This is a genomic window from Pseudomonas sp. B21-036 (assembly GCF_024748925.1).
GTDB lineage: Bacteria > Pseudomonadota > Gammaproteobacteria > Pseudomonadales > Pseudomonadaceae > Aquipseudomonas > Aquipseudomonas palmensis.
The window spans coordinates 2532979-2555637 of record NZ_CP087178.1 but is presented as its reverse complement, the minus strand read 5'-3'; the positions used below and the strand labels follow the sequence as shown (position 1 = coordinate 2555637).

Here is a 22659-nt window from a genome sequence, read left to right as displayed (position 1 = left end):
CCAGGAGCCTGCCCATGAGCATCGAATTCTTTACCCGCCTGCCGCTGCACGGTGAAACCCAGTTCCTGCCCGGCGACCCGCGCAACCGCGGCGACTGGCATGCCGGCGGCGCCAGCACCGGCGCGGTGTCGGGGTTTGCGGTCGGTGACCACTTCACCTACATCGACTACCTGGGGCAGATTGCCCGGGCCGCCGAAATCAACGGCTTCGGCGGTGCGCTGATGGTCAATGCGCCGTCCGGCGAAGAGCCCTGGACGGTGTGCTCGCTGCTGGCCCGCGAAACCCGCACGCTGAAGTTCGTCACCGCGTTCCAGCCCTACCACTACACCCCGTGGGTGGCGGTGCAGCAGGCCGCCACCTACCAGCGCGCCAGCGGCAACCGGCTGGTGTGGAACATCATCAACGGCGGCTCGGACGCCCTCCAGCGCCAGGTCGGCGACCTGGCCGAGCACGACGAGCGCTACGCCCGCGCCACCGAGTTCATGGATGTGGTCAAGGGCTACTGGCACTCGGAGCACTTCCACTACGACGGGCGCTTCTACAAGGCCGAAGGCGGCGGCCTGCGCGGGCCGCAGAAAAAGGCCGAGCTGCCGCTGATCTGCACGGCCGGCTCGTCGATTGCCGCCCGCGAGTTCGCTGCAAAGCATGCCGACTTCTACCTGATGCGCGCCGAGCACCCCGACGAGATCGCCGCGCTGATCGCCGACATCCGCCAGCGTGCGCTCACGTTCGGCCGCAGCGACATCCGCTTCGGCCTGTCGATCGACGTGATCGCCCGCGAGACCGAGGCACTGGCGCTGGCCGAAGCCAAGCGCTTTTTCGACGAGGGCGTGGCCAGGGGGGCCGCCAAGGCCAAGGCGGCCCACGAAGGGCTGCGTACCGCGCGCAAGCTCAGCTACGAGGAGGACTACCGGCCCGAGCACGACGAGCGTGGCTTCGACGATTTCTTCATCTACCCCAACGTGTGGTCGGGCTTCAGCCACATCGGCATCCCGCCGGGCCTGGCGCTGGTGGGCAGCTACGCCAACGTGGTGGCGCGCATTCGCGAGTACAACGCGCTGGGCATCGACCTGTTCTTCCTGGCCGGCTACCCGCACCTGGAAGAAGCCTACCGCCTGGGCGAGCACGTCCTGCCGCACTTTCGCGGTGAACGGCAGTCGCTGAGCCGGCCCGTGCAGGCCACCGCGCAGTTGCGCGCGGCAGGAGCCTGAGCCATGAACCCCAACCACTACAGCCGGCGCCAGTTCATCGGCCAGGGCCTGGCCATGGGCGGCGGCCTGCTGCTGGGCACCAGCCTGCTCAGCGGCTGCGGCCCGGATGAGGCCCCCGCCCCCGCCGCCGGGGTTGCCAAGCCGCGGCACGGCGGGCGCCTGCGCCTGGGCATCCTGGACGGCGGCCAGACCGGCAACCTCGACGCCCACAAGCCCATCGGCAGCGGCATCGTGCGCGGCTTTGCGCTGTACAGCAAACTGTGGGAATGGGACGAGCAGATGCAGCCGCGCCTGGCCCTGGCCGAGTTCGCCGAGGCCAGCAGCGACGCGCGCAGCTGGACCCTGCGCCTGCGCCAGGGCCTGGAATTCCACAACGCCAAGACCATCGATGCCGACGACCTGATCTTCTCGATCCGCCGCCTCACCGACCCGCAGCTGGCTTCGCCCTACGCCGCCTTGCTGCACTGGGTGGACCGCGACAACCTGGTCAAGCTCGACAACCGCACGGTGCGCCTGAGTTTCAAGGACGGCCGCAGCTTCCTGCCACTGCCGGAAACCTGGGTGAATTTCGGCGGCATCGTGCCGGTGGACTATCACCCGGTCACCAACCCGGTCGGCGCAGGGCCCTACCGGTTCAAGAGTTTCACCCCCGGCCAGCGCTCGGTGTTCAGCCGCTTCGAGAACTACTACAAGGCCGGCAGGCCGTATGCCGATGAACTGGAGATCATCGACTTCAAGGACCAGGTCTCGCGCCTGGCCGCGCTGCGTGCCGGGCAGATCGACATGGCCAACGGCATGCCCAGCGAGCAGTTGCAGGTGCTCGAGCGCGACCCGCGGCTGAACCTGGTGACGTCGATCAGCGGCAACTGGCTGTCGTTCGAAATGAACACCAGCAAGCCGCCATTCAACGACCCGCGGGTGCGCGAGGCACTGCGCCTGCTGGCCGACCGCGACGAGCTGGTGCGCCGCGCCCTCAACGGTCAGGGCCGCGTGGCCAACGACCTGTACGCCCCGTTCGACCCTACCTTCAACCACGCCCTGCCCCCGCGTGCCCATGACCCGCAGCGCGCCGCGCAACTGCTGCGCGAGGCTGGCCAGGAACACCTGCGGGTGGAACTGGTGACCACCGCCGGGCCGGCGCTGGCCTCGGCGCTGGTGCTGGCCGAGCAGGCCAGGCGCATCGGCGTGACCCTCGATGTGCGCCAGGTCGACAGCGCCACCTTCAACGGCCCGCAGCAGGACCAATGGCTGCTGAGCACCGGCGGCACCATCGGCGCGCCGTTCCTGGCCAGCGCCATGCACACCGACGCGCCGTTCGCGGTGGCCAACAAGACCCACTTCGACGACCCGCAGTTCACCCAGCTGTTTCTGCAGGCCATGGCCCAACCGGACCTGGCCAGGCGCACCGAACTGGTCCACCAGGCGCAGCAGATCCAGTACGACAAGGGCGGCCTGCTGATCTGGGGCTACGCCAACCTGCTCGATGCGTTTTCACGCAAGGTCGGCGGCGCGGCGCCGGAGCAGACGTTGTTCAGCACCTGGCGTTTTGAAAACCTGTGGTTGAACAACGCCGCCTGAGCGCTCTGAAAAGTACAAGCGCACCCCTGTAAAAGGCATTTTTCCGTTACACCGCTACCGCCATCATGGCGGCAGCGGCGCTTGCCGCGCCTAACAACAAAAACGGAAAAATGCCATGTCAGCGCACGCCCGCCTGCCGTTGGCGGTACTCGCCCGGCGTCACCTGCGCATAGCGCAGGAAAAACCGGCTGAAGTACGCCGGGTCCTTGAAGCCCAGGCTGTAACAGATCTCGTTGGCCGAACTGCCGGTGAACAGCAGCAGGCGCTTGGCTTCCTGCATCAGGCGCTCCAGGATCAGGCGCTTGGACGGCAGGTCGGCGATACGCCGGCACACGTCATTGAGCCGCGCCTCGGTCACCCCCACCCCCAGCGCATAGCGCGACAGCGGCCAGTGCTCCAGGTAATGCGCCTCGATCAGCTCGTTGAAGCGGTGGAACACCTGCAGGTCCTCATGCCGGGTCTGGCGCGCCGGCAGCGAACGCGCGCACAGGCGCAGCAGGCTGAGCATGATCAGCCGGGTCAGGCTGTCCAGCGCCGGGCCACGGCCCACCTGCGCGGCATTGATCTCGCGGTGCAGCTCGTCGAACAGCAGCACCAGGCGCCGCGCCTCGTCGGCAAACCGTCCCTCCAGCCCGCTCAGCGCCACGCACGCCGGCGCCACCTGCGGCCCAGGCGCCAGCGCAGGGTCGGCTTCGAGCAGTTGCCATACCAGTTGCTGGCGCACGGTCAGCACGTGGCCGTCGGCGTCGGGCTCGGTGACGAACGAGTGCGGGATGGTCGGCGGGGTAAGGAAGAACATCGGCCCCGACTCCACGTACTGCTGGTCATCCAGGTACACCCGCACCGTGCCGCTCTTGACGTAATGCACCTGAAAGTAGCGGTCGTGGCGGTGCACCGGCATGTTGCGGCCGAAAAAGCCGGCCAGGTTGCCGAGCTTGTCGTAATGCACCTCGGCATCGCTGTACCGCTGGTCGTAGACCTGCCCGATGTTGATGTTGGGAATCGGCGTGCGTTCGTTCATGACGGGGTTTCCTGCTGTGTTCTTGTTCTGCCGGCAGCTTAACGCCTGACACGCGCCGCTTGCCTTTCGTTAACATCTTAATTATAACGTTAACACATTAACGATTTGTCCCGCAGGGTGCTTGCCGCCCTGCCCTTGCCAGGAGAAGAGCATGAGCCGTGCCCTGCACGACGTTGCCACCGGCACCCTGTTCGGCGTTGCGCTGAACTACCAGGGGTTGCTGAACCAGCGTCTCGCCGAATTCGAACAGGCGCCGTACCAGAAGCCCCCGGTCAAGCCGGTGCTGTTCATCAAGACCCCCAACACGCGCAACCGCCATGGCGCCCCGGTGGTGTACCCGCAAGGTGTCGAACGCCTGCAGCCGGGCCCGGCGCTGGGCGTGGTGATCGGCAAGCGCGCCAGCCGCGTGAGCGTCGAACAGGCCCTGGAGCACGTGGCCGGCTACACCATCGTCAACGAGTTCAGCCTGCCCGAAGACAGCTACTACCGCCCGGCGGTCAAGGCCAAGTGCCGCGATGGTTTCTGCGTACTCGGCCCTGAGCTGGTGCCGACCGCGCAGGTGGCCGACCCGCATCAGCTGGCCATCGAGCTGTTCGTCAATGGCGAACTGCGCCAGCACAACAGCACCGCCAACCTGGTGCGCAACATCCCGCAGCTGATCGCCGAGATCAGCGAGTTCATGACTCTGCACGCAGGCGACGTGCTGATTACCGGCACCCCCGAAGGCCGCGTGGACGTGCTGCCAGGCGATCAGGTCGAGGTCCGGATCAGCGGCCTGGGCCGCCTGGCCAACCCGATCGTGGCCGAACAGGAGCAACGCTGATGAAACACGCCCGTATCCGTTACCAGGGCCAGGACCACGCCGTGACCGTGGAAGATGGCAACAACGTGCGCCTGGCCGATGGCCGCCTGCTCGCCGAGCACGAGGTGCAGTGGTTGCCGCCGGCCACCGGCAGCATGTTCGCGCTGGGCCTGAACTACGCCGACCACGCCGCCGAACTGGCCTTTGCCGCACCCACCGAGCCGCTGGCCTTCGTCAAGTCGCCCGGTACCTACACCGGCCACAACCAGGTCACCTGGCGCCCGGACAACGTCAAGTACATGCACTACGAGTGCGAGCTGGTGGCGGTGATCGGCAAGCCGGCGCGCAACGTCAGGCGCGAGGACGCGCTGCAGTACCTGGCCGGCTACACGGTGTGCAACGACTACGCGATCCGCGACTACCTGGAGAACTACTACCGCCCCAACCTGCGGGTGAAGAACCGCGACGCCACCACCCCGGTGGGCCCGTGGATGGTCGATGTGGCCGATGTACCGGATGCGTCCAACCTCACCCTGCGCACCTGGATCAACGGTGAGCTCAAGCAGCAGGGCAGCACCCGCGACATGATCTTCGACATCCCCTACCTGATCGAATACCTGTCCAGCTTCATGACCCTGCAACCGGGCGACATGATCGCCACCGGCACCCCCGAAGGCCTGGCCGACGTGGTGCCGGGTGATGAAGTGGTGGTGGAAGTGGAAGGTGTCGGCCGCCTGGTCAACCGCATTGTCAGCGAAGCCGAGTTCTTCGCGCTGAACCCGCAAGAGGCATGAACCCGATGATCAAGCACTGGATCAATGGCCGTGAGGTCGAAAGCAAGGACGTCTTCGTCAACTACAACCCGGCCACCGGCGAGGCCATCGGCGAAGTCGCCAGCGGCGGTGCCGAAGAAGTTGCCCAGGCAGTTGCAGCAGCCCGGGAGGCGTTCCCCAAATGGGCCGGCACCCCGGCCAGGGAGCGTGCGCGGCTGATGCGCAGGCTGGGCGAGCTGATCGAGCAGAACGTGCCCCGGCTGGCCGAGCTGGAAACCCTGGATACCGGCCTGCCGATTCACCAGACCAAGAACGTGCTGATCCCGCGGGCCTCGCACAACTTCGACTTCTTCGCCGAAGTGTGCACGCGCATGGATGGCCACACCTACCCGGTCGACGACCAGATGCTCAACTACACCCTGTACCAGCCGGTCGGCGTGTGTGCGCTGGTGTCGCCGTGGAACGTGCCGTTCATGACCGCCACCTGGAAGACCGCGCCCTGCCTGGCCCTGGGCAACACGGCGGTGCTGAAGATGAGCGAACTGTCGCCGCTGACCGCCAACGAACTGGGCCGACTGGCGGTCGAGGCCGGCATCCCCAACGGCGTGCTCAACGTGATCCAGGGCTACGGCGCCACCGCAGGCGATGCCCTGGTGCGTCACCCGGACGTACGCGCCATTTCGTTCACCGGCGGCACCGCCACCGGCAAGAAGATCATGCAGACTGCGGGCCTGAAGAAGTACTCGATGGAACTGGGCGGCAAGTCGCCGGTGCTGATCTTCGAGGACGCCGACCTCGAGCGCGCGCTGGACGCGGCGCTGTTCACCATCTTCTCGCTCAACGGCGAGCGCTGCACCGCCGGCAGCCGCATCTTCATTCAAGAGAGCGTTTACCCGCAGTTCGTGGCCGAGTTCGCGGCGCGGGCCAGGCGCCTGATCGTGGGCGACCCGCAAGACCCCAAGACCCAGGTCGGCTCGATGATCACCCAGGCCCACTACGACAAGGTGACCGGCTATATCCGCATCGGCATCGAGGAAGGCGCCACCCTGCTGGCCGGTGGCCTGGAGCGCCCGGCCAACCTGCCGGCGCACCTGGCACGCGGGCAGTTCATCCAGCCCACGGTGTTTGCCGACGTGAGCAACAGCATGCGCATCGCCCAGGAGGAGATCTTCGGCCCGGTGGTGTGCCTGATCCCGTTCAAGGACGAGGCCGAGGCACTGAAGCTGGCCAACGACACCGAGTACGGGCTGGCCTCGTACATCTGGACTCAGGACATCGGCAAGGCGCATCGCCTGGCCCATGGCATCGAGGCCGGCATGGTGTTCATCAACAGCCAGAACGTGCGTGACCTGCGCCAGCCGTTCGGCGGGGTGAAGGGCTCCGGTACCGGCCGCGAAGGTGGCCAGTACAGCTTCGAGGTGTTTGCCGAGATCAAGAACGTGTGCGTGTCGATGGGCAGCCACGCCATTCCGCGCTGGGGCCTCTGAGGGCTTCGCCGGCAAGGCCGGCTCCTACAGACGGCACAACCCCTGTAGGAGCCGGCCTTGCCGGCGAAAGCACCCGCCCTGACCCACCACAAGAACAACAGATCCAGGAGTACACCACCATGGGCGAAGTCGTCCTCGCAGCCAAAGTCTGCCACGTCCCCTCGATGTACCTGTCCGAACTGCCCGGCAAGCACCACGGTTGCCGCGAGGCCGCCATCGCCGGCCACAAGGAGATCGGCCGCCGCGCCCGCGAACTGGGCGCCGACACCGCCGTGGTGTTCGATGTGCACTGGCTGGTCAACAGCGGCTACCACATCAACTGCGGCGAGCACTTCAAGGGCACCTACACCAGCAACGAACTGCCGCACTTCATCAAGAACATGGACTTCGAGTACCCCGGCCTGCCGGCACTGGGCGAGTTGATCGCACAGGAGGCCAATGCCGCCGACGTGCGCACCCTGGCCCACAACATCCCGAGCCTGGAGCTGGAATACGGCACCCTGGTACCGATGCGCTACATGCACATGGACGTGCCCGCCACCGACAGACTCAAGGTGGTGTCCATCGCCGCCTGGTGCGCCTGGCACCGCCTGGAAGACAGCTTCACGTTCGGCGCCGCCGTGCGCCGGGCCATCGAGAAGAGCGACCGCAAGGTGCTGGTGCTGGCCTCCGGCTCGCTCTCGCACCGCTTCTCGGACGACCGCAACGCCGAGGCCAACATCCACAACTGGACCCGCGAATTCGACAAGCAGATGGACCTGCACGTGGTGGAACTGTGGAAGCAGGGCCGCTTCAGGGAGTTCTGCGCGATGCTGCCCGACTACGCCAGCCACTGCTACGGCGAAGGTGGCATGCACGACACCGCGATGCTGCTGGGCCTGCTTGGCGGCGCCGACTACGACAGGCCGGTGGAGGTGCTGACCGAGCCATTCGGCAGCTCCGGCACCGGCCAGATCAACGCCATCTTCCCCGTCTGACCCGGCCAAGGAGCCCAGGATGCCCCACTTCATCGCCGAGTACACCGACAACCTCCAAGCCCAGGCCGACCTGCCCGGCCTGTTCGAAAAGGTCCACCACTGCCTGGGCGCCACGGGCGTGTTCCCGCTGGGCGGCATCCGCAGCCGTGCGGTGCGCCTGGACACCTGGCGCATGGCCGACGGGCAGCACGACTACGCCTTCGTGCACATGACCCTCAAGGTCGGCCACGGGCGCGACCTGGCCACCCGCGAACAGGTGGCCAAGGCCCTGTTCGCGGTGATCACCGAGCACTTTGCCGACCTGCAGAGCCAGCGCCTGCTGGCCCTGTCGTTCGAAATGATCGAGCTGCACCCGCAACTGAACTTCAAGCAGAACAACGTGCACGCGTTTCTGAACCAGCAGCAGCCGGGCTGAACCCGGCCCTGCGCTCCCCCATCGGCCCTCTGACCAAAAAGAACAAGATCATGAGCACAGCCAATACCGCCGCATCGGCCAGCCTTGCCCAGCACGACTCCACCCACGGCACCGTCACCTGGCGGCTGATGCCGCTGCTGCTGGTCTGCTACCTGTTTGCCCACCTGGACCGCATCAACATCGGCTTCGCCAAGATGCAGATGAGCAGCGACCTGCACTTCAGCGACACGGTGTACGGCTTCGGTGCCGGCCTGTTCTTCATCGCCTACGCGCTGTTCGGCGTACCCAGCAACATGGCCCTGGACCGGGTTGGCCCGCGGCGCTGGATCGCCACCCTGATGATCGTGTGGGGCGCGCTGTCCACCGGCATGCTGTGGGTCGAGTCGGCCTCGGGCTTCTACGTGCTGCGCTTTCTGCTGGGCGTGGCCGAGGCCGGGTTCTTCCCCGGCATCCTGGTGTACCTCAACCGCTGGTACCCGGCCCGGCGCCGTGGCCAGATCACCGCGCTGTTCGCGATTGCCGTGCCGATGGCCGGGGTGATCGGCGGGCCGCTGTCGGGCGGCATCCTGGAACTGTTTCACGACGCCGCCGGCCTGCGCGGCTGGCAGTGGATGTTCCTGATCGAAGGGGCCCCGGTGATGCTGCTGGGCCTGGTGGTGCTCAAACGCCTGCCCGACAGCTTCGAGCACGTCAGCTGGCTGGACGCCGGCCAGAAGCAGCACCTGCGCGAGCAGTTGGCCAGCGAAGAGCAACGCAAGTCGATCACCTCGTTCGGCGGCATCCTGCGCAACCGTCAGGTATGGCTGTTGGTGGCGGTGTACTTCGCGGTGATGCTGGCGGTCAACACCCTGGCCTTCTGGATGCCGACCCTGATCCACGGCGCCGGTATCGGCAGCGACGGCCGCGTGGGCCTGCTCAGCGCCATCCCCTACCTGGCCGGCTGCCTGTTCATGATCGCCTGCGGGCGCTCGTCCGACCGCCAGCGCGAGCGGCGCTGGCACCTGTGCGTGCCGCTGCTGATGTCGGCACTCGGCATCGCCGTGGCCGGGCTGGCCCCGGGCAACCCGCTGATGGTGCTGGGCGGCCTGATCGTCGCCGGCATGGGCGCCAGCGCCGCCCTGCCGATGTTCTGGCAGCTGCCGCCGGCGTTTCTGTCCAACACCACGCAGGCGGCCGGTATCGCGCTGATCAGCTCGTTCGGCAGCATCGCCTCGTTCCTTGCGCCCTACCTGATCGGCTGGATGCGCGACACCACCCACAGCGCCAGCCTTGCGCTGTACGTGCTGGCCCTGTTCATCGCCCTGGGTGGCCTGCTGGTGCTGCGCACCCGGGCTGCCATCGTCAACCCCCAGTAAGAGACGCCGAACATGCTCGACCCTAGCCAGATCCTTCAAGCCGCCGCCCAGCTCGACCGCGCCGAGCGCAGCCGCGAGCAGGTGCGCCAGTTTTCCCTCGACCACCCGGCCATCGGCATCGAGGACGCCTACGCCATCCAGCGCGCCTGGGTGGCGCAAAAGATCAAGGACGGGCGCAAGCTGGTCGGGCACAAGATCGGCCTGACCTCGCGCGCCATGCAGGTGTCGTCCAACATCACCGAGCCGGACTTCGGCGCGCTGCTCGACGACATGTTTTTCGACGAAGGCAGCGACATCCCCTTCGAACGCTTCATCGTGCCGCGGGTGGAGGTGGAGCTGGCGTTCATCCTCGGCAAGCCGCTCAAGGGGCCCAATGTGACCCTGTTCGATGTACTGGATGCCACCGAATGGGTGATCCCGGCGCTGGAGATCATCGATGCGCGCATCCAGCAGGTGGACCCGCACAGTGGCGCCACGCGCAAGGTGTTCGACACCATCTCCGACAACGCCGCCAATGCCGGGGTGGTGATGGGTGGGCGCGCGGTGCGCCCGGGCGACATCGACCTGCGCAAGGTGCCGGCGGTGCTGTACCGCAACGGCGTGATCGAGGAATCCGGGGTGTCGGCGGCGGTGCTCAACCACCCGGCCAAGGGCGTGGCGTGGCTGGCCAACAAGCTGGCGCCGTATGACGTGGCGCTGGAGGCCGGCCAGGTGATCCTGGGCGGTTCGTTCACCCGGCCGGTGGCCGCCAACCCCGGCGATACCTTCCATGTCGACTACGACATGCTCGGTTCCATCGCCTGCCGTTTTGTCTGACCTTCGGAGACTGCCATGCACCTGCCTGTGAACCGTTTCAAACAACGCCTGGCCAGTGGCGAGCCGCAGATCGGCCTGTGGCTGGGGCTGGCCAGCGCATATTGCGCGGAGCTGGCGGCCAATGCCGGCTTCGACTGGCTGCTGATCGATGGCGAGCATGCGCCCAACGACCTGCGCGGCATGCTCGCGCAGCTGCAGGCGGTGGCGCCCTACCCTGGCGAGGCGATCATCCGCCCGGTGATCGGCGACACCGCGCTGATCAAGCAGGTGCTGGACATCGGCGTGCAGACGCTGCTGGTGCCGATGGTGGAAAGCGCGGCCCAGGCCGGCGAGCTGGTGCGCGCCATGCGCTACCCGCCGCTGGGCGTGCGCGGGGTGGGCAGCGCACTGGCGCGGGCGTCGCGCTGGAACAGCATCCCCGGCAACCTGGACCAGGCCGATGCGCAGATGTGCCTGCTGGTACAGATCGAGAGCGTCGAGGGGCTGGCGCAGCTGGACCGGATTGCGACCGTGGAGGGGGTGGACGGGGTGTTCATCGGCCCGGCCGACCTGAGTGCGTCGATGGGGCACCGGGGCAATCCGGGGCACCCTGACGTGCAGGCGGCAATCGAAGACGCGATCGTGCGGATTCAGCGTGCGGGCAAGGCGGCCGGGATTCTCAGCGCCGATGAAGCGCTGGCGCGCCGCTACATCGAACTGGGCGCGGCGTTCGTGGCGGTGGGGGTGGATACCACGGTGCTGATGCGCGGGTTGCAGGGGTTGGTGGTCAAGTTCAAGGGTGAGGCGGCACCTGTCGACAAGGCTGGGGGGGTGTATTGACCTGACGGGCCGCTTCGCCGGCAAGGCCGGCTCCTACACAGGCTGCGGTGCCTGCAGGAGCCGGCCTTGCCGGCGAATGAGTTAGCGCCGTACTTGCTTCAGTTCTTCCAGCAACCCCAGCAACTGCTGCAGCTTCTGTTCACCGAACTGGTCCTGCAACTGCTGGTAGTTGGCCTCCATGCTCTGGCTCATGGAGTCGAAACACGCCACGCCCTTGTCCGCCAGCTTGACCAGCACCCGCCGCTGGTCCTGCTCGGCCTTGCGCCGGCACACCAGCCCCGCCGCCTCCATGCGCACCAGCACGCCGGTCATGCTCGGCTTGAGGATGCACGCCTGTTCGGCCAGCCGGTAGATCTCCAGCTCGCCCTGCTGGCTGAGAATACGAATGACCCGCCACTGCTGCTCGGTCAGGCCATGCTGGTTGAGCGAGGGGCGGAAGAAGCTCATTGCCGCCTCGCGGGCTTGCAACAAGGTAAGAGTCAGCGAAACACGAGGTTTGGACATGGAAGGCTACGGTCATCAGGTTATTTGTTAACACTTTAACAAAGAAGCCGGCGGCCACCTACCCGCCTGCGCAGCGCTGGCACCCGCGGTCAAGGCATGCGGCACGCAGGATCAAGACACGCCACCCCGCCAAGCCCCCTAATAGGCCTCGAAAGCTCCTCCACTTTTCAGGCTGCGCCATGATCACGATCGAAACGCCGACCTACTACACGGCAACCAAGAAATACAACCTGAGCTTCCCGACCCTGGAACACGATGAAGACGCGGACGTGGTCATCATCGGCGGCGGGTTTTCCGGCATCAACACGGCGCTGGAGCTGGCCGAAAAGGGCATCACCAACATCGTCGTGCTCGAGGCCCGCTACCTGGGCTTTGGCGGCACCGGGCGCAACGGCGGGCAGATCATGGCCGGCATCGGCCACGACCTTGAAAAGATCAAATCAGCCGTGGGCGAAGATGGCCTGCGCCAGATCTTCGAGATCAGCGACCTGGGCGCCGACATCATCAAGCAGCGCATCGCCCGGTACGCCATCGATGCCGACTTCTGCCACGGCTATGGCTACATGGGCTTCAATGCCCGCCAGGAGAAAACCCTGCGCGCCTGGGAGAAAGACTTCAAGTCGGTGAATTCCCAGCACGAGATCCGCTTTCTGGGCGGCAGCGAGGTCAGCCAGATCATAGGCTCCAACGCCTACGGCAGCGCCCTGCTGCACATGGGCGGCGGGCATGTGCACTCGCTCAACCTGCTGCTGGGCGAGGCCAAGGCCGTGGCCGGGCATGGCGTGCGCATCTTCGAGAACAGCCCGGCGCTGCAGGTGCAGTACGGCGAGCGCATCACCGTGCGCACCGGCCGCGGCTCGGTACGCGCCAGCAAGCTGCTGTGGGCCTGCGACAGCTTTCTCAACAGGCTTGAACCCGAACTGCACCGCTCCACCATCAACACCTACGCCTTCCAGATGATGACCGAGCCGCTGCCAGAGGAGCTGATCCGGCGCATCAGCCCGATTCGCGGCGCCTACAGCGACATTCGCCCGGTGATCGATTACTACCGCGTGACCAACGAGAACCGTCTGCTGTTCGGCGCCGCGACGCCGCTGGTGGAGCATATCCCCCGCGACCTCAAGGCCTGGAACCGGGCTTTGATGTTGAAGATCTTCCCGTACCTGAAGGACGTGAAGATCGACCTGGCCTGGGGCGGCCCGATGGCCTGCAGCCCCAACCTGTTCCCGCAGGTCGGCACCCTGCCCGGGCGCAGCAATGCGTTCTACGTGCAGGGCTACTCCGGGTTCGGCGTGACGCCCAGCCACATCATCTGCAAGGTGCTGGCCGAAGGCATGAGCGAAGGCTCGGCCCGCTATGACCTGGTCAGTTCGATCCCGCGCCCGACGATTGTCGGCAAGGACCATATCCGCCCGCTGCTGCTCACGGCCGGCAAATCCTGGCACCAGCTGTCGGGGTACTGGAATGGCCGGCGCTGACCCCCCCTTTTTTTCCACTGTTCAAGGAACACTGCCATGACCCTGACTGCACTCAAGCACAACATCCAGCTCGGCGAACTCGACGCCTGGGGCACCGTTGCCGACCTGGGCTCGGAGATTCTCGAAGGCGAGGTGCGTGCCTTCGGCAAGATGACCTTCGGCGCGCCGACCGACGCGCTCAGCAGCGCCTACTTCGGTACCACCCAGGGCAGGTTCCGCATGGTCTATCCGTTCAACGAGCAGGCCACGGTGATGACCGGCCAAGTGCGCCTGACCGATGAAAGCACCGGGCAGAGCACGCTGTACAAGGTGGGCGACAGCTGGTTCGTGACCAAGGGCACGCCGGTGCTGTGGGAGGTGCTGAGCGAGAGCTTCGTGAAGCATTACCTGGCGGTGGCCTGACGGGCCTCTTCGCGGGTCAAGCCCGCTCCCACAGGTTGTTGTGATCCTGTGGGAGCGGGCTTGACCCGCGATGAGGGCACCACGATTTATCCGGCTGCGTTCAAAGCATCCCCGAACACCACCCACATCGCCCGCAACCGCCGCGCGTACGCCTGCGGCCCGGCATAGATCAGCTCTACATTCAGGCTGTCCACCACCCCCAGGTACGCGTCCACATACACCCCCCGGCGCGCCACCGGCACCTGCGGCAGGCACGTGCCCAGCGCCTGCTCGAACACCTCGCCCAGCCGCGCCAGGTACCCCTCGAAGCCTGCCGAGATGATCGGCCGCAGCGCCGCCGGCGGAAAGAACGCGGTACGCAGCAGAAACCGCAGGTGCGCCGACTGCTGATAGCGCTCACCCAGGCAGTGGGCATAGCCGGCCCCCGGCAACGCGTCGTCGCACTGCGCAAAGCACTGCTCCACATACAGCCGCTCGGCCTCCACCGCACGCTCGAACACCGCCTCGAACAGGTCGTCCTTGCTGCTGAAGTGCGCATACAGCGACGGCTTGCGCATGCCGGCCGCCGCCGCGATGTCGTTGAGCGAGGCGGCATCGTAGCCATGCTCGGCAAACTGCTCGACCGCGATCGCGCAGACCTTCTGCGCCGAAGGCGTGAGGGTTCTCATGCAGGGTTCTCCCGTATCAATGCCCGGCCAGGCTGCTCGCCTCGACCGGCGCGTGCCGGGTGCAGGCCCGCACCAGCAGCGCCACGACAACACCCGAAATCACCAGCAGCGACGCCCAGTGCGCCGCGCCCAAAGGCGCCATGATGCCCGACAACGGCGTGGCGAACGACGAAATGATCAACTGGAAGGCGCCCAGCAACGCCGCCGTGGAGCCCAGCGCACGGCTTTGCGAAGACATCACCAGCGACATCAGCGTGGCCTCGAGAATGCCCAGGCCGAACATCGCCAGCGCCATGCCGGCAACGATGCCGGCCAGCCCCGCCGCGCTCAGGGCCCCTGCCAGTACCACCAGGGAACCGATCAGCAGGCACCCCGCACCGGCCTTGGCCAGGCGCAGCAGGCCCTTGCGCGCCACCAGCCGACCCGCCGCGATGGCGCCGAGCAGAATTGCCACCCCGGTGGCGCCGAACAGCGTGCCGAAGGCTTGCACCGACAGGCCGAAGTGGGTCTGGTAGACGAACGCCGCACCGCCGATGTAGGCAAACAGAAAGAAGAACACCGCCGCCAGCGCCAGCGCCGGGCGCAGGAACTGGCCATCGCTGCCGATGCGCAGGTAGGTGCGCAGGATGTCCCGCGGCTGCCAGGGCTGGCGCTTGTCGGCGGCCAGGGTTTCCTTGAGCACCCAGGCCGAGTTCAACAGCACCAGCACGCCGAGCCCGGCCAGGGTGAACATGATCGCGCGCCAGCCAAGGTGCGCCCCCACAAAACCGCCCACCGCCGGTGCGAGCACCGGCGCCAGGCCCTCGACGGTCATCAGCAGGGCGAAGATCTGCGCGGCGCGCGCCCCTTCGGCCACATCGCGGACCATGCTCATGATCACCACCAGGGTCAGCGCACTGCCCAGGCCCTGGACAAAGCGCGCCGCCAGCAGTGTTTCGAGGCTGGGCGCCTGGGCTGCGGCCAGCGAACTGAGCACGAACACCAGCAGCCCGGCCAGCAGCGGCCGGCGCCGGCCCAGGGTGTCGACCAGCGGGCCGAACAGCAATTGACCGGCGCCCATGGCCAGCAGAAACACCGTCAGCGTCAGTTGCACCCCGGCATAGGTCGCGCCGTACTCGGCGGCGATGCTCGGCATGCTGGCCAGGTACATGTCGATGGCCGACGGCCCCAGGGCGCCGATCAGCGCCAGGGACACGGCAAATTTCACGTGGGGGGACTGCGGGGTGTGCATAGCTCGAATCCACAAAAAGGTCACAGGTCTGGCTGCCGAATGCCAACCTACCGACCGGTAGGTAGCCAGAACATGCGAGCCTATACACTGTGCCCCGCAGGGTCAAGCCAGTGGTTTATCAGGCCGGGCCGGCCAGGCTATGGGAGCGGTAGTCCTTGGGCGAGCGTTCGAACTGTTTCTTGAACGAGCGGCTGAAGTGCGCCGAATCGGTGAAGCCCCATTTGTAGGCGATGGTGGTGATCGACTCGGTCTTGAGGATCGGGTTGGCCAGGTCGTCGGCGCTTCGTTGCAGGCGCGTGCGCTGGATGTAGCGGCACACGCTGTCGCCCTGCTCTTCGAACAGGCGGTAGAGGTGGCGCACCGAAATGTTCAGGCGGTTGGCCAGGTTCACCGGCGACAGGCCGGGCTGGCCCAGGGACTCGTCGATCACCTTCTGCACATAGCTGCGCAGGTTGGCGCCGTGCAGCGCCGCGCCCGGCTGCACCTGGTCATCGCCGCCCTCCAGGGCCGACCCCAGCAGCGACAGAAATGCACTGTGCAGGGCCTGGCCCTCGGCCAGCTCGCCCTCCCCCGGAGCGCTTTCCTTGCACAGCTGATCCATCAGCACATGCAGCATGCGCCCGCAGGCCTTGGTCTGGGAGATCTTGCCGAAGGTACGCGCATCGCCCCCCAGCTGCCGGCACACCGCCTCGCGCGAGAGCGACAGCGAGGCGTGTTCGATCAGGCCGAACGGCATGATTTCACAGGCCCCGACCGCGTCCATCAGCAGCATCTCGCCCGGTGCCAGCTGCACACTGACGCCGTTCTGGGTGACCTGGGAGAAACCGGTGCGCTGGCTGACCAGAAAGCAGTGCTGGTCGTTGTCGCGGTCGGGCTTGATGCCGTCGCGGCGGATCAGCCCGGCGTTGGTGCGCAGGTTGGCCAGGGCCAGGCCGCCGCGTGACCAGGTGGAAATCTCGCCGATGAACAGCGAGCGGTTGAACGCAAGTTCGGTCTCGAAATGCCCGCAAATGTGCTGCATGTCGGCATTCCAGCGGTCCAGCGCAGTGCCGGCGAGCTGATGAGTACTCATGGGTACCTCCACGATGGCATCTTGTTTTTGTTGGGCAATAGTTAACATGTTAGCTATATGCACGCAACACGTTCGTCGTCGCCAGGGTGGAAGCAGTTTTGGTGCCAGCCTGCGGGTTCAGAGGCCTTCGACAAGCCGCGCCAGACCTTTCAATGCGGCCAGCAGCAGGTCACGCTGCGCGGGGTTCAGGCTGATGTAGCGACGAAACGCCGGCATGCGGTTGACCACCTCGCTGCCGCCCATGTGCTCCAGGGTCAGGGTCCAGCAGCCGCCTGCCAGGTCCAGGTGCAGGCGCTTGAAATCCAGCGGCATCAGCGCCTGTTGCAGGGCCGGCTCGTGGGCCAGGGCCTGCTCCAGCCGCGCCTGCCAGGACCGCTCGCCACGCAGCTGGCGCCAGCGCAGGCCGCTGCGCCGCAGTGCACCGGTATGCTGCAACGTCAGCCGCGCCGTGCCCTGTTGCGGGCCGGGCACCTGCAGGCGGAACTCGCACAGCACCAGGTGCATCAGCAACTGCGACTCGGTGCGCTCGCGCACCTCGAACGCCAGGCTGCCATCGGCCAGGGCGTAGCGTGCACTGCCCGGCCCCAGCACCTCGCAACCGGCCAGGCCGAGGTTGCGCTGCAGGTGCGCCAGCGTCACCCCGGGGCGGTAGCCCGAGGGCGCGCGGTCAAACAGCCTTTGCCACAGTGTGGGCAGGGTATGCGCCATGCTCGACTCCCGGTTGGTGGGCAAATTCGCGCGCCAGCACCTCTTCGACCGAGGCCGGCTTGAACGGGTTGACCTTCTGCACCACCAGGGTCCAGAACAGCGCGTACACCGCCGTGGCGCCGAGCATCCAGGCGAATGGCACGTACACCTGGGCCGGGTTCATGCCCGGCGGGGTGATGAACCACATGCCCAGGCCGATGCCGACGCTCGACAGCAATTGCGGCAGCGGGAACAGCGGCGAGCGGTAGGCCCGTGGCAGGTCGGGCCGGCGAATGCGCAGGATCACCACCGACAGCGTCACCAGCAGGTAGGCGGTGCTCCAGGCACACACCGCCGCCAGTACCAGGTGCAGGATGGTGTCGGTGTTGCCGCCCAGCCACCAGGCGTGCAGGCACGGGATCAGCATCGCCACCAGAATGCACACGATGGGGGTCTTGAAGCGTGGGTGCAGGTAGGTGAACACCCGGGGCAATGCGCCATCCACCGCCATGCCATAGAGGATGCGCGGCACCCCGGCCATCAGGGTGTTGATGGTGGCGGCGCCGGCGAACAGAAAGCCGATGCCCAGCCACAACGGGCCGATGTCGCCCATCACCTGTTGGGCAAAATGCGGAATGGCCATGGGCGTGTCCAGCAGGTGCGTGCCGCTGGCGGCGTCGAGCAGCACGTTGTCGACCTGGCGCTTCATCGCCGCGCCATAGATGAACATGCACGAGGCCACGCCGAACAGCCCCAGCGCCATGGCCCTGGGCAGGGTGCGCGCCGACTGGCGCAGGTCGGGTGCCAGCGGGGTGACGAACTCGCAGCCGACGAACATGAACATCGCCATGCCCACCAGCGACAGCACGGTGATCAGGTCGGTGCCCACCAGCGACGCGCCGAACCAGCCGTCCAGTTGCACCGCCGGGGCGGCGATCAGGCCGAGCACGCCGAACACCATCAGCGTGGTCCACATGCCGAAGGTGAGGATGATCTCGGCCTTGCTGAACACACTGATGCCGAACGCATTGAGGATGCCGAACACCACCACGAAGCCCACCCCCAGCAGCCACGAGCCACCGGCGGATTCGGCCAGGGTGTTGAGGTGTTCGAAGTTCACCAGCGCCATCACCCCGGCCAGGATGGTTTCGGCGGTGCCGGCGAACACGTGCACGATCAGGTAGGCCGACAGCGTGCCGGTGATGGCGAAGAAGCGCCCCATGCCGCAGTTGATGTAGTCGTACACCGAGCCGGTGGTGGGCAGGATGGCGGCGGCTTCGGCGAAGGTGGTCGACTGGGCGAGCATCATCAGCATCGCGATCAGCATGGCCACGGCGAACGCACCGCCGCCGATGCCGAAACCGGTGGTGGCGGTGAGGATCACCGGGCTGGCCATGATCAGGCCGATGGTGCTGGCCAGCGCGGTGGGGAACCCGACCGTGCCGCGGTTCAGGTGCACGCTGAGGGTGTGGTTGAGCGACATGATGAGCGACCTCGAATGCCGTTGTTGTGGTTATGCGCCACTGTGCGCTGGCGGTTGACTGGCGTCTTGCCCGTGGCTGCCTGGGGTTTTGTTGCTGCCTGCCAGGGCACTTCTGGCCGTAGCCGGTTTGCCTGACACACCCTGCACTCAGGTTTTACGACCGCTTCGCGCTCGATCGTCGGCCAAGCCAACTCCCACGCCCTGCGGGCAGAAGCCGACCTCACAGCCCCTAACAACCTGCTTCTGGCCGCAAGGCCGTGGGAGCGGACTTGCCCCGCGATCTGGCGCGTAGCGGCAGCAAAACCTGCGCACCCGGTTTGCCTGACACACCCTGCACTCAGGTTTTACGACCGCTTCGCACTCGATCGTCGGCCGAGCCAACTCCCACGCCCTGCGGGCAGAAGCCAACCTCACAGCCCCAAACACCTGCTTCTGGCCGCAAGGCCGTGGGAGCGGGCTTGCCCCGCGATCTGGCGCGTAGCGGCAGCAAAACCTGCGCGCACGGTTTGCCTGACACACCCTGCGGGCAGAAGCCAACCTCACAGCCCCAAGCAACCTGCTTCTGGCAAGCACCCCGGCACCTACCCGCTTGGCGCCCACAATCAATCCATGTGGCAGCCAGATCAAAGACAGCCCCCACCGTCCCCGCCCTAAATGGCCACCACTCACGCCAACCCGGGGACCCCACCACCATGAACCTGCACCCACACCTGCTTGCCGCCCTCAGCCTGGCTGTGCTGCTGGCCCAGCCATCAGCCCAGGCCATCGAGCTCTACGCCGATGACGAGTCCCACCTGAATGCCGACATCCTGGCGGTGTACGGCCTGTTCAACAGCCGCAAGAACTACGACGCCACGCCCGGCGGCTCGACCTGGCGCGAGGGCTTCATCAAGTATGGAATCAGCGGCGACCAGCGCCTGGCCGGCAACGGCAGTGCCTACGGCGCACTCAGCTGGGTCAGTTCCGCCACCTGGGGCGATGGCGACGCAGCCGGCAACACCGACGGCACCGAGCGCACCACCAAGCTGGAGGACGCCTACCTCGGCTGGCGCTCCGGCGAGCTGTTCCCGTTGCTGGGCAAGGATGGCGTGGATGCCTCGTTCGGCCGTCAGGTGGTCAAGCTGGGCCGCGGCTTTCTGATCAACGACGACGGCCCCAACCTCGGCAAGGGCCCAGCCGACGGCGCGCTGGACCGTGGCGGCGCCTATTACCTGGCGGCGCGCCACGCGTTCGACCGCACCGCTGTGCTGCGCCTGGGCGGCGAGCGTGGCGTGCACGCCAGCATGCTGTGGCTCAAGTCCGACAACCGCGCCCAGGCCGAGACCGAACTGGCCGCCGGCTCCCTGGACTACACCACCGCGGCCGGCACCCTGGGGCTGACCTGGATTCACGGCCTGGGCGTGACCGAGCAATGGGCCAGCGAATTCCAGCGCCAACGCGACGGCATGGACACCTACAGCCTGCGCGGCGAAGGCAACGCCGGTATCGACAACGCCAGCTTCGCCTTCGAATACGCCTGGCAGGACAAGCAGGCCGGCCCGGAAAAAGCCTGGTACGCCGAGGCCGGCTACACCTTCGCCGAGCTGCCCTGGGCACCGAGCCTGACCTACCGCTACACCCGCTATTCCGAAGGCTGGGATGCCTTGTTCACCGGGCTGAGCACCGGCTACGGCACCTGGTTCCAGGGTGAGGTGGCGGCCAACTACGCGGGGCCGTTCAACAGCAATACCGGGGTGCATCACCTGGGCCTGGTGGCCAAGCCACTGGAGAACCTGACCCTGGGCGCGCTGTATTTCGACTTCGATACCCTGCACACACGCAACGCGCTGAACCTAGGTGCCCGCGAGCTGGACCTGTACGTGGAATGGGCAGTCAGCCCGCACCTGATCGTCAGCCCGCTGGTGGGGCTGTACCAGCCGAAAAAGGACGAGAACACGGGGGGCAATCAGGTGGGCGGCAATGGCACCAACCTGTACAGCCAGGTGACGCTGGCGATGCCGTTCTGAGTTGGCTGGGGCGACGGCCAGGGACATGTCCAAGGCCATCGCCCCCGGGGTTACACGGTCGCGTGGGCCTGTTGCTTGAGGCGTTCGGTGTCGACGCGCACGAACACCGAGTCGGCCGTCACGGTGAGCACGTCGCCGGCCCAGACTTCGCAGATGACCCGGCTCTTGCGCCCCACCTCACCCTCGACCCACGCCTTGAGCACCAGCTCCACGCCCATCGGGGTGGGCTTGAGGTAGGTCAGCGAAAGCTTGCCGGTGACGCAGTCGATGCGCGGCAGGCTGCCCGGCTCGCGGTCTTCGGCGCGGTAGTGCCAGGCCATGGCGGTCCAGTTCGAATGGCAGTCCACCAGCATCGCCAGCAACCCGCCGTACACCAGCCCCGGCCAGCCGGTGAAGGTGGCATCGGGTTCGTGCCGGCACAGCACGTGGCTGCCGTCCTCGGCCCAGTGGCTTTTCAGGTGCAGGCCGCTGGGGTGCGAGGTACCGCAGCCGTAGCACACGCCCTCTGGCGCGGCGAGGTCTTGCAGGGGTAAGGCTTGGGCGTTCATAGGCTTCCTGATTGTTTTTATGGAAAGTCAGACCGTCGATGGTAACGCTGCCAGGCCCGCGCGCGAAAGCGCCAGGGGCCGCCGCAGAGGCTCAGGCCTCCACCGGCAGCCCTGCCGCCTGCCAGTCCGGCAGGCCGCTGTCGAGCCGGCGCACCTTGAAGCCGTGCTCGCGCAAGGCCGCGGTGGCGGTACTCGACAGCACGCACCAGGGGCCCCGGCAGTAGGCAACGATCTCCTGGTCCTGCGGCAGTTCGGCCAGGCGCTGCTGCAGCTCGTCCAGTGGCATGCTGATCGCCCCCGGCAAGTGCCCCAGGGCGTATTCCTCGTGGGAGCGCACATCCAGCAGGGTGATGCTCTGCTCGTGCAGGCGCTGCACCAGTTCGTCGCGCGACATCGCCTCCAGGCGCTCCTGCGCACTCATGCTGTCGGCCAGCAGCTCGCGCACCGCCAGGCGGTTGTGCTCGGCGAACTGCCCCAGTGCCGCCAGCACCTCCAGGATCGGCCCACCACCCAGGCGGTACAGCACGCGCTTGCCGTCGCGGCGGGTCTGTACCACGCCGGCGCGACGCAGGTGCTGCAGGTGCTGGGAGGTGTTGGCCACGGACAACCCGCACAGTTCGGCCAGGCGCTCGACCGCACGCTCGCCCTGGGCGATGTGTTCGAGCAGGTGCAGCCGATGCGCATGGCCCAGGGTGCGGGCCAGCTCGGCGATATCGATGAAATGTTGCTGAGGAAGGTCGGTCATTGACAGGAAGCTATCATTCGCCAATCATTCAATCAATTCATTGAATGTTTTATTCAGGAGCAACGCCATGTCCCCTCTGCTTCACTTCATCGCCAGTGCCAGCCTGATCGGGCTGCTGGGCACGGCGCTGGCCGACCTGTGGGCCGAAACACAGAAGCGGCTGCTGAAGGTGCCCACGCCCAGCTGGCCGATGGTCGGGCGCTGGGTGGCGCACCTGCGACATGGTCAGTTCATTCATGACAGCATCGCCAAGGCGCCGCCCGTACCGGGCGAAGCCCTGCTGGGCTGGGCGACGCACTATGTGATCGGGGTGCTGTACGCCGGGCTGCTGCTGGCGATCTTCGGCATCGGCTGGGCCCACAGCCCTACCCTGCTGCCGGCGCTGGCGATCGGTATCGGCACGCTGGTGGCGCCGTTCTTCATTCTGCAGCCGGGCATGGGCGCAGGCGTACTGGCCCGTCGCACCCCCAACCCCAAGGTGGCACGCCTGCGTAGCCTGGCAGCGCACACGGCGTTCGGGGTCAGCCTGTTCGTCGCGGCGCTGCTGCTCAATGGCCTGGGCCTGATGCCCCGGGGCTGAG

23 protein-coding genes are annotated in these 22659 nt (G+C 66.7%); 14 read left to right on the top strand and 9 right to left on the bottom strand.

Going from position 1 to position 22659, the window contains the following annotated elements; all coding sequences use genetic code 11:
• The first annotated feature begins 14 nt into the window (after window positions 1–14).
• Window positions 15–1211 carry an LLM class flavin-dependent oxidoreductase gene (locus tag LOY33_RS11395; RefSeq protein ID WP_258662659.1) on the top strand — a complete coding sequence of 399 codons (1197 nt, stop codon included), beginning with the start codon at window positions 15–17 and terminating at the stop codon, window positions 1209–1211.
• 3 nt (window positions 1212–1214) lie between these two features.
• Window positions 1215–2789 (top strand): ABC transporter substrate-binding protein, encoded by a 1575-nt coding sequence (locus LOY33_RS11390; RefSeq protein ID WP_258662658.1) that lies wholly within the window; start codon window positions 1215–1217, stop codon window positions 2787–2789.
• 118 nt (window positions 2790–2907) lie between these two features.
• Here LOY33_RS11390 and hpaA read toward each other — a convergent pair whose 3' ends face one another.
• The gene (gene hpaA, locus LOY33_RS11385) at window positions 2908–3810 is read right to left on the bottom strand and encodes a 4-hydroxyphenylacetate catabolism regulatory protein HpaA (RefSeq protein WP_043860076.1); all 903 of its coding nucleotides are present in this window, start codon (window positions 3808–3810) and stop codon (window positions 2908–2910) included.
• Window positions 3811–3961: 151 nt separating this feature from the next.
• Between hpaA and LOY33_RS11380 the strand changes: the two genes are divergently transcribed.
• The 8 genes from LOY33_RS11380 to hpaI all read left to right on the top strand — a co-directional run bounded on the left by LOY33_RS11380 (window position 3962) and on the right by hpaI (window position 11254).
• Window positions 3962–4633: a fumarylacetoacetate hydrolase family protein gene (locus LOY33_RS11380; RefSeq protein ID WP_043860075.1), complete on the top strand. Its 672-nt coding sequence runs from the start codon at window positions 3962–3964 to the stop codon at window positions 4631–4633.
• The gene (locus LOY33_RS11375) at window positions 4633–5406 is read left to right on the top strand and encodes a fumarylacetoacetate hydrolase family protein (protein WP_054914429.1); all 774 of its coding nucleotides are present in this window, start codon (window positions 4633–4635) and stop codon (window positions 5404–5406) included. Before LOY33_RS11380 ends, LOY33_RS11375 begins: the two co-directional genes overlap by 1 nt.
• 5 nt (window positions 5407–5411) lie before the next feature.
• The gene (gene hpaE, locus LOY33_RS11370) at window positions 5412–6872 is read left to right on the top strand and encodes a 5-carboxymethyl-2-hydroxymuconate semialdehyde dehydrogenase (protein WP_213607521.1); all 1461 of its coding nucleotides are present in this window, start codon (window positions 5412–5414) and stop codon (window positions 6870–6872) included.
• A gap of 119 nt (window positions 6873–6991) precedes the next feature.
• Window positions 6992–7849 (top strand): 3,4-dihydroxyphenylacetate 2,3-dioxygenase, encoded by an 858-nt coding sequence (gene hpaD, locus LOY33_RS11365; RefSeq protein ID WP_258662656.1) that lies wholly within the window; start codon window positions 6992–6994, stop codon window positions 7847–7849.
• Window positions 7850–7868: 19 nt separating this feature from the next.
• Entirely contained in the window at window positions 7869–8264 is a 396-nt protein-coding gene (locus tag LOY33_RS11360; protein ID WP_043860072.1) for a 5-carboxymethyl-2-hydroxymuconate Delta-isomerase, read from the top strand.
• Window positions 8265–8314: 50 nt separating this feature from the next.
• On the top strand, window positions 8315–9619 hold the full coding sequence (locus LOY33_RS11355) for an MFS transporter (protein ID WP_043860071.1): 1305 nt from the start codon (window positions 8315–8317) through the stop codon (window positions 9617–9619).
• A 12-nt stretch (window positions 9620–9631) separates the two neighbouring features.
• Entirely contained in the window at window positions 9632–10435 is an 804-nt protein-coding gene (gene hpaH, locus LOY33_RS11350) for a 2-oxo-hept-4-ene-1,7-dioate hydratase (protein ID WP_043860070.1), read from the top strand.
• A gap of 15 nt (window positions 10436–10450) precedes the next feature.
• On the top strand, window positions 10451–11254 hold the full coding sequence (gene hpaI / locus LOY33_RS11345; protein ID WP_258662653.1) for a 4-hydroxy-2-oxoheptanedioate aldolase: 804 nt from the start codon (window positions 10451–10453) through the stop codon (window positions 11252–11254).
• Window positions 11255–11335: 81 nt separating this feature from the next.
• On the opposite strand, the gene hpaR is transcribed toward hpaI, so the two are convergent.
• The gene (gene hpaR / locus LOY33_RS11340) at window positions 11336–11758 is read right to left on the bottom strand and encodes a homoprotocatechuate degradation operon regulator HpaR (RefSeq protein WP_043860068.1); all 423 of its coding nucleotides are present in this window, start codon (window positions 11756–11758) and stop codon (window positions 11336–11338) included.
• Between the two features lie 179 nt (window positions 11759–11937).
• Between hpaR and LOY33_RS11335 the strand changes: the two genes are divergently transcribed.
• Complete coding sequence (locus tag LOY33_RS11335; RefSeq protein WP_043860067.1) at window positions 11938–13236, top strand: FAD-binding oxidoreductase; 1299 nt, start codon at window positions 11938–11940, stop codon at window positions 13234–13236.
• A gap of 36 nt (window positions 13237–13272) precedes the next feature.
• Window positions 13273–13638: a cupin domain-containing protein gene (locus LOY33_RS11330; protein ID WP_100632703.1), complete on the top strand. Its 366-nt coding sequence runs from the start codon at window positions 13273–13275 to the stop codon at window positions 13636–13638.
• Window positions 13639–13724: 86 nt separating this feature from the next.
• Here the strand turns inward: LOY33_RS11330 and LOY33_RS11325 are convergent, their stop codons facing one another.
• The 5 genes from LOY33_RS11325 to LOY33_RS11305 form a co-directional block, all read right to left on the bottom strand.
• Window positions 13725–14306 (bottom strand): TetR/AcrR family transcriptional regulator, encoded by a 582-nt coding sequence (locus LOY33_RS11325; protein WP_088515091.1) that lies wholly within the window; start codon window positions 14304–14306, stop codon window positions 13725–13727.
• A 16-nt stretch (window positions 14307–14322) separates the two neighbouring features.
• Window positions 14323–15537 carry a multidrug effflux MFS transporter gene (locus LOY33_RS11320; RefSeq protein ID WP_054914425.1) on the bottom strand — a complete coding sequence of 405 codons (1215 nt, stop codon included), beginning with the start codon at window positions 15535–15537 and terminating at the stop codon, window positions 14323–14325.
• Between the two features lie 118 nt (window positions 15538–15655).
• The gene (gene feaR / locus LOY33_RS11315; RefSeq protein ID WP_058540261.1) at window positions 15656–16609 is read right to left on the bottom strand and encodes a transcriptional regulator FeaR; all 954 of its coding nucleotides are present in this window, start codon (window positions 16607–16609) and stop codon (window positions 15656–15658) included.
• A gap of 117 nt (window positions 16610–16726) precedes the next feature.
• On the bottom strand, window positions 16727–17317 hold the full coding sequence (locus LOY33_RS11310) for a DUF3156 family protein (RefSeq protein ID WP_258662652.1): 591 nt from the start codon (window positions 17315–17317) through the stop codon (window positions 16727–16729).
• Complete coding sequence (locus tag LOY33_RS11305; RefSeq protein WP_043860061.1) at window positions 17277–18779, bottom strand: APC family permease; 1503 nt, start codon at window positions 18777–18779, stop codon at window positions 17277–17279. Before LOY33_RS11305 ends, LOY33_RS11310 begins: the two co-directional genes overlap by 41 nt.
• 692 nt (window positions 18780–19471) lie before the next feature.
• On the opposite strand from LOY33_RS11305, the gene LOY33_RS11300 reads away from it, so the two are divergent.
• Window positions 19472–20785, top strand: coding sequence for an alginate export family protein (locus tag LOY33_RS11300; RefSeq protein WP_258662651.1), 1314 nt, complete (start codon window positions 19472–19474; stop codon window positions 20783–20785).
• Between the two features lie 50 nt (window positions 20786–20835).
• Here LOY33_RS11300 and LOY33_RS11295 read toward each other — a convergent pair whose 3' ends face one another.
• Both LOY33_RS11295 and LOY33_RS11290 read right to left on the bottom strand, forming a co-directional pair.
• A complete protein-coding gene (locus tag LOY33_RS11295) occupies window positions 20836–21333 on the bottom strand; it encodes a PaaI family thioesterase (protein WP_058540264.1) in 498 nt (165 codons plus the stop codon).
• 91 nt (window positions 21334–21424) lie between these two features.
• Window positions 21425–22078: a metalloregulator ArsR/SmtB family transcription factor gene (locus LOY33_RS11290; protein ID WP_043860058.1), complete on the bottom strand. Its 654-nt coding sequence runs from the start codon at window positions 22076–22078 to the stop codon at window positions 21425–21427.
• A gap of 67 nt (window positions 22079–22145) precedes the next feature.
• Here LOY33_RS11290 and LOY33_RS11285 point away from each other — a divergent pair, with 67 nt between their 5' ends.
• Window positions 22146–22658, top strand: a complete 513-nt coding sequence (locus tag LOY33_RS11285; RefSeq protein ID WP_054914421.1) for a DUF2938 domain-containing protein — start codon at window positions 22146–22148, stop codon at window positions 22656–22658.
• The last annotated feature ends 1 nt before the right edge of the window (window position 22659 follow it).

Bases quoted from the DNA above. Each gene is read 5' to 3' on its own strand.
- LOY33_RS11395 (WP_258662659.1), top strand. From the start codon at position 15: ATGAGCATCGAATTCTTTACCCGCCTGCCGCTGCACGGTGAAACCCAG.
- LOY33_RS11390 (WP_258662658.1), top strand. From the start codon at position 1,215: ATGAACCCCAACCACTACAGCCGGCGCCAGTTCATCGGCCAGGGCCTG.
- hpaA (WP_043860076.1), bottom strand. From the start codon at position 3,810: ATGAACGAACGCACGCCGATTCCCAACATCAACATCGGGCAGGTCTAC.
- LOY33_RS11380 (WP_043860075.1), top strand. From the start codon at position 3,962: ATGAGCCGTGCCCTGCACGACGTTGCCACCGGCACCCTGTTCGGCGTT.
- LOY33_RS11375 (WP_054914429.1), top strand. From the start codon at position 4,633: ATGAAACACGCCCGTATCCGTTACCAGGGCCAGGACCACGCCGTGACC.
- hpaE (WP_213607521.1), top strand. From the start codon at position 5,412: ATGATCAAGCACTGGATCAATGGCCGTGAGGTCGAAAGCAAGGACGTC.
- hpaD (WP_258662656.1), top strand. From the start codon at position 6,992: ATGGGCGAAGTCGTCCTCGCAGCCAAAGTCTGCCACGTCCCCTCGATG.
- LOY33_RS11360 (WP_043860072.1), top strand. From the start codon at position 7,869: ATGCCCCACTTCATCGCCGAGTACACCGACAACCTCCAAGCCCAGGCC.
- LOY33_RS11355 (WP_043860071.1), top strand. From the start codon at position 8,315: ATGAGCACAGCCAATACCGCCGCATCGGCCAGCCTTGCCCAGCACGAC.
- hpaH (WP_043860070.1), top strand. From the start codon at position 9,632: ATGCTCGACCCTAGCCAGATCCTTCAAGCCGCCGCCCAGCTCGACCGC.
- hpaI (WP_258662653.1), top strand. From the start codon at position 10,451: ATGCACCTGCCTGTGAACCGTTTCAAACAACGCCTGGCCAGTGGCGAG.
- hpaR (WP_043860068.1), bottom strand. From the start codon at position 11,758: ATGTCCAAACCTCGTGTTTCGCTGACTCTTACCTTGTTGCAAGCCCGC.
- LOY33_RS11335 (WP_043860067.1), top strand. From the start codon at position 11,938: ATGATCACGATCGAAACGCCGACCTACTACACGGCAACCAAGAAATAC.
- LOY33_RS11330 (WP_100632703.1), top strand. From the start codon at position 13,273: ATGACCCTGACTGCACTCAAGCACAACATCCAGCTCGGCGAACTCGAC.
- LOY33_RS11325 (WP_088515091.1), bottom strand. From the start codon at position 14,306: ATGAGAACCCTCACGCCTTCGGCGCAGAAGGTCTGCGCGATCGCGGTC.
- LOY33_RS11320 (WP_054914425.1), bottom strand. From the start codon at position 15,537: ATGCACACCCCGCAGTCCCCCCACGTGAAATTTGCCGTGTCCCTGGCG.
- feaR (WP_058540261.1), bottom strand. From the start codon at position 16,609: ATGAGTACTCATCAGCTCGCCGGCACTGCGCTGGACCGCTGGAATGCC.
- LOY33_RS11310 (WP_258662652.1), bottom strand. From the start codon at position 17,317: ATGGCGCATACCCTGCCCACACTGTGGCAAAGGCTGTTTGACCGCGCG.
- LOY33_RS11305 (WP_043860061.1), bottom strand. From the start codon at position 18,779: ATGTCGCTCAACCACACCCTCAGCGTGCACCTGAACCGCGGCACGGTC.
- LOY33_RS11300 (WP_258662651.1), top strand. From the start codon at position 19,472: ATGAACCTGCACCCACACCTGCTTGCCGCCCTCAGCCTGGCTGTGCTG.
- LOY33_RS11295 (WP_058540264.1), bottom strand. From the start codon at position 21,333: ATGAACGCCCAAGCCTTACCCCTGCAAGACCTCGCCGCGCCAGAGGGC.
- LOY33_RS11290 (WP_043860058.1), bottom strand. From the start codon at position 22,078: ATGACCGACCTTCCTCAGCAACATTTCATCGATATCGCCGAGCTGGCC.
- LOY33_RS11285 (WP_054914421.1), top strand. From the start codon at position 22,146: ATGTCCCCTCTGCTTCACTTCATCGCCAGTGCCAGCCTGATCGGGCTG.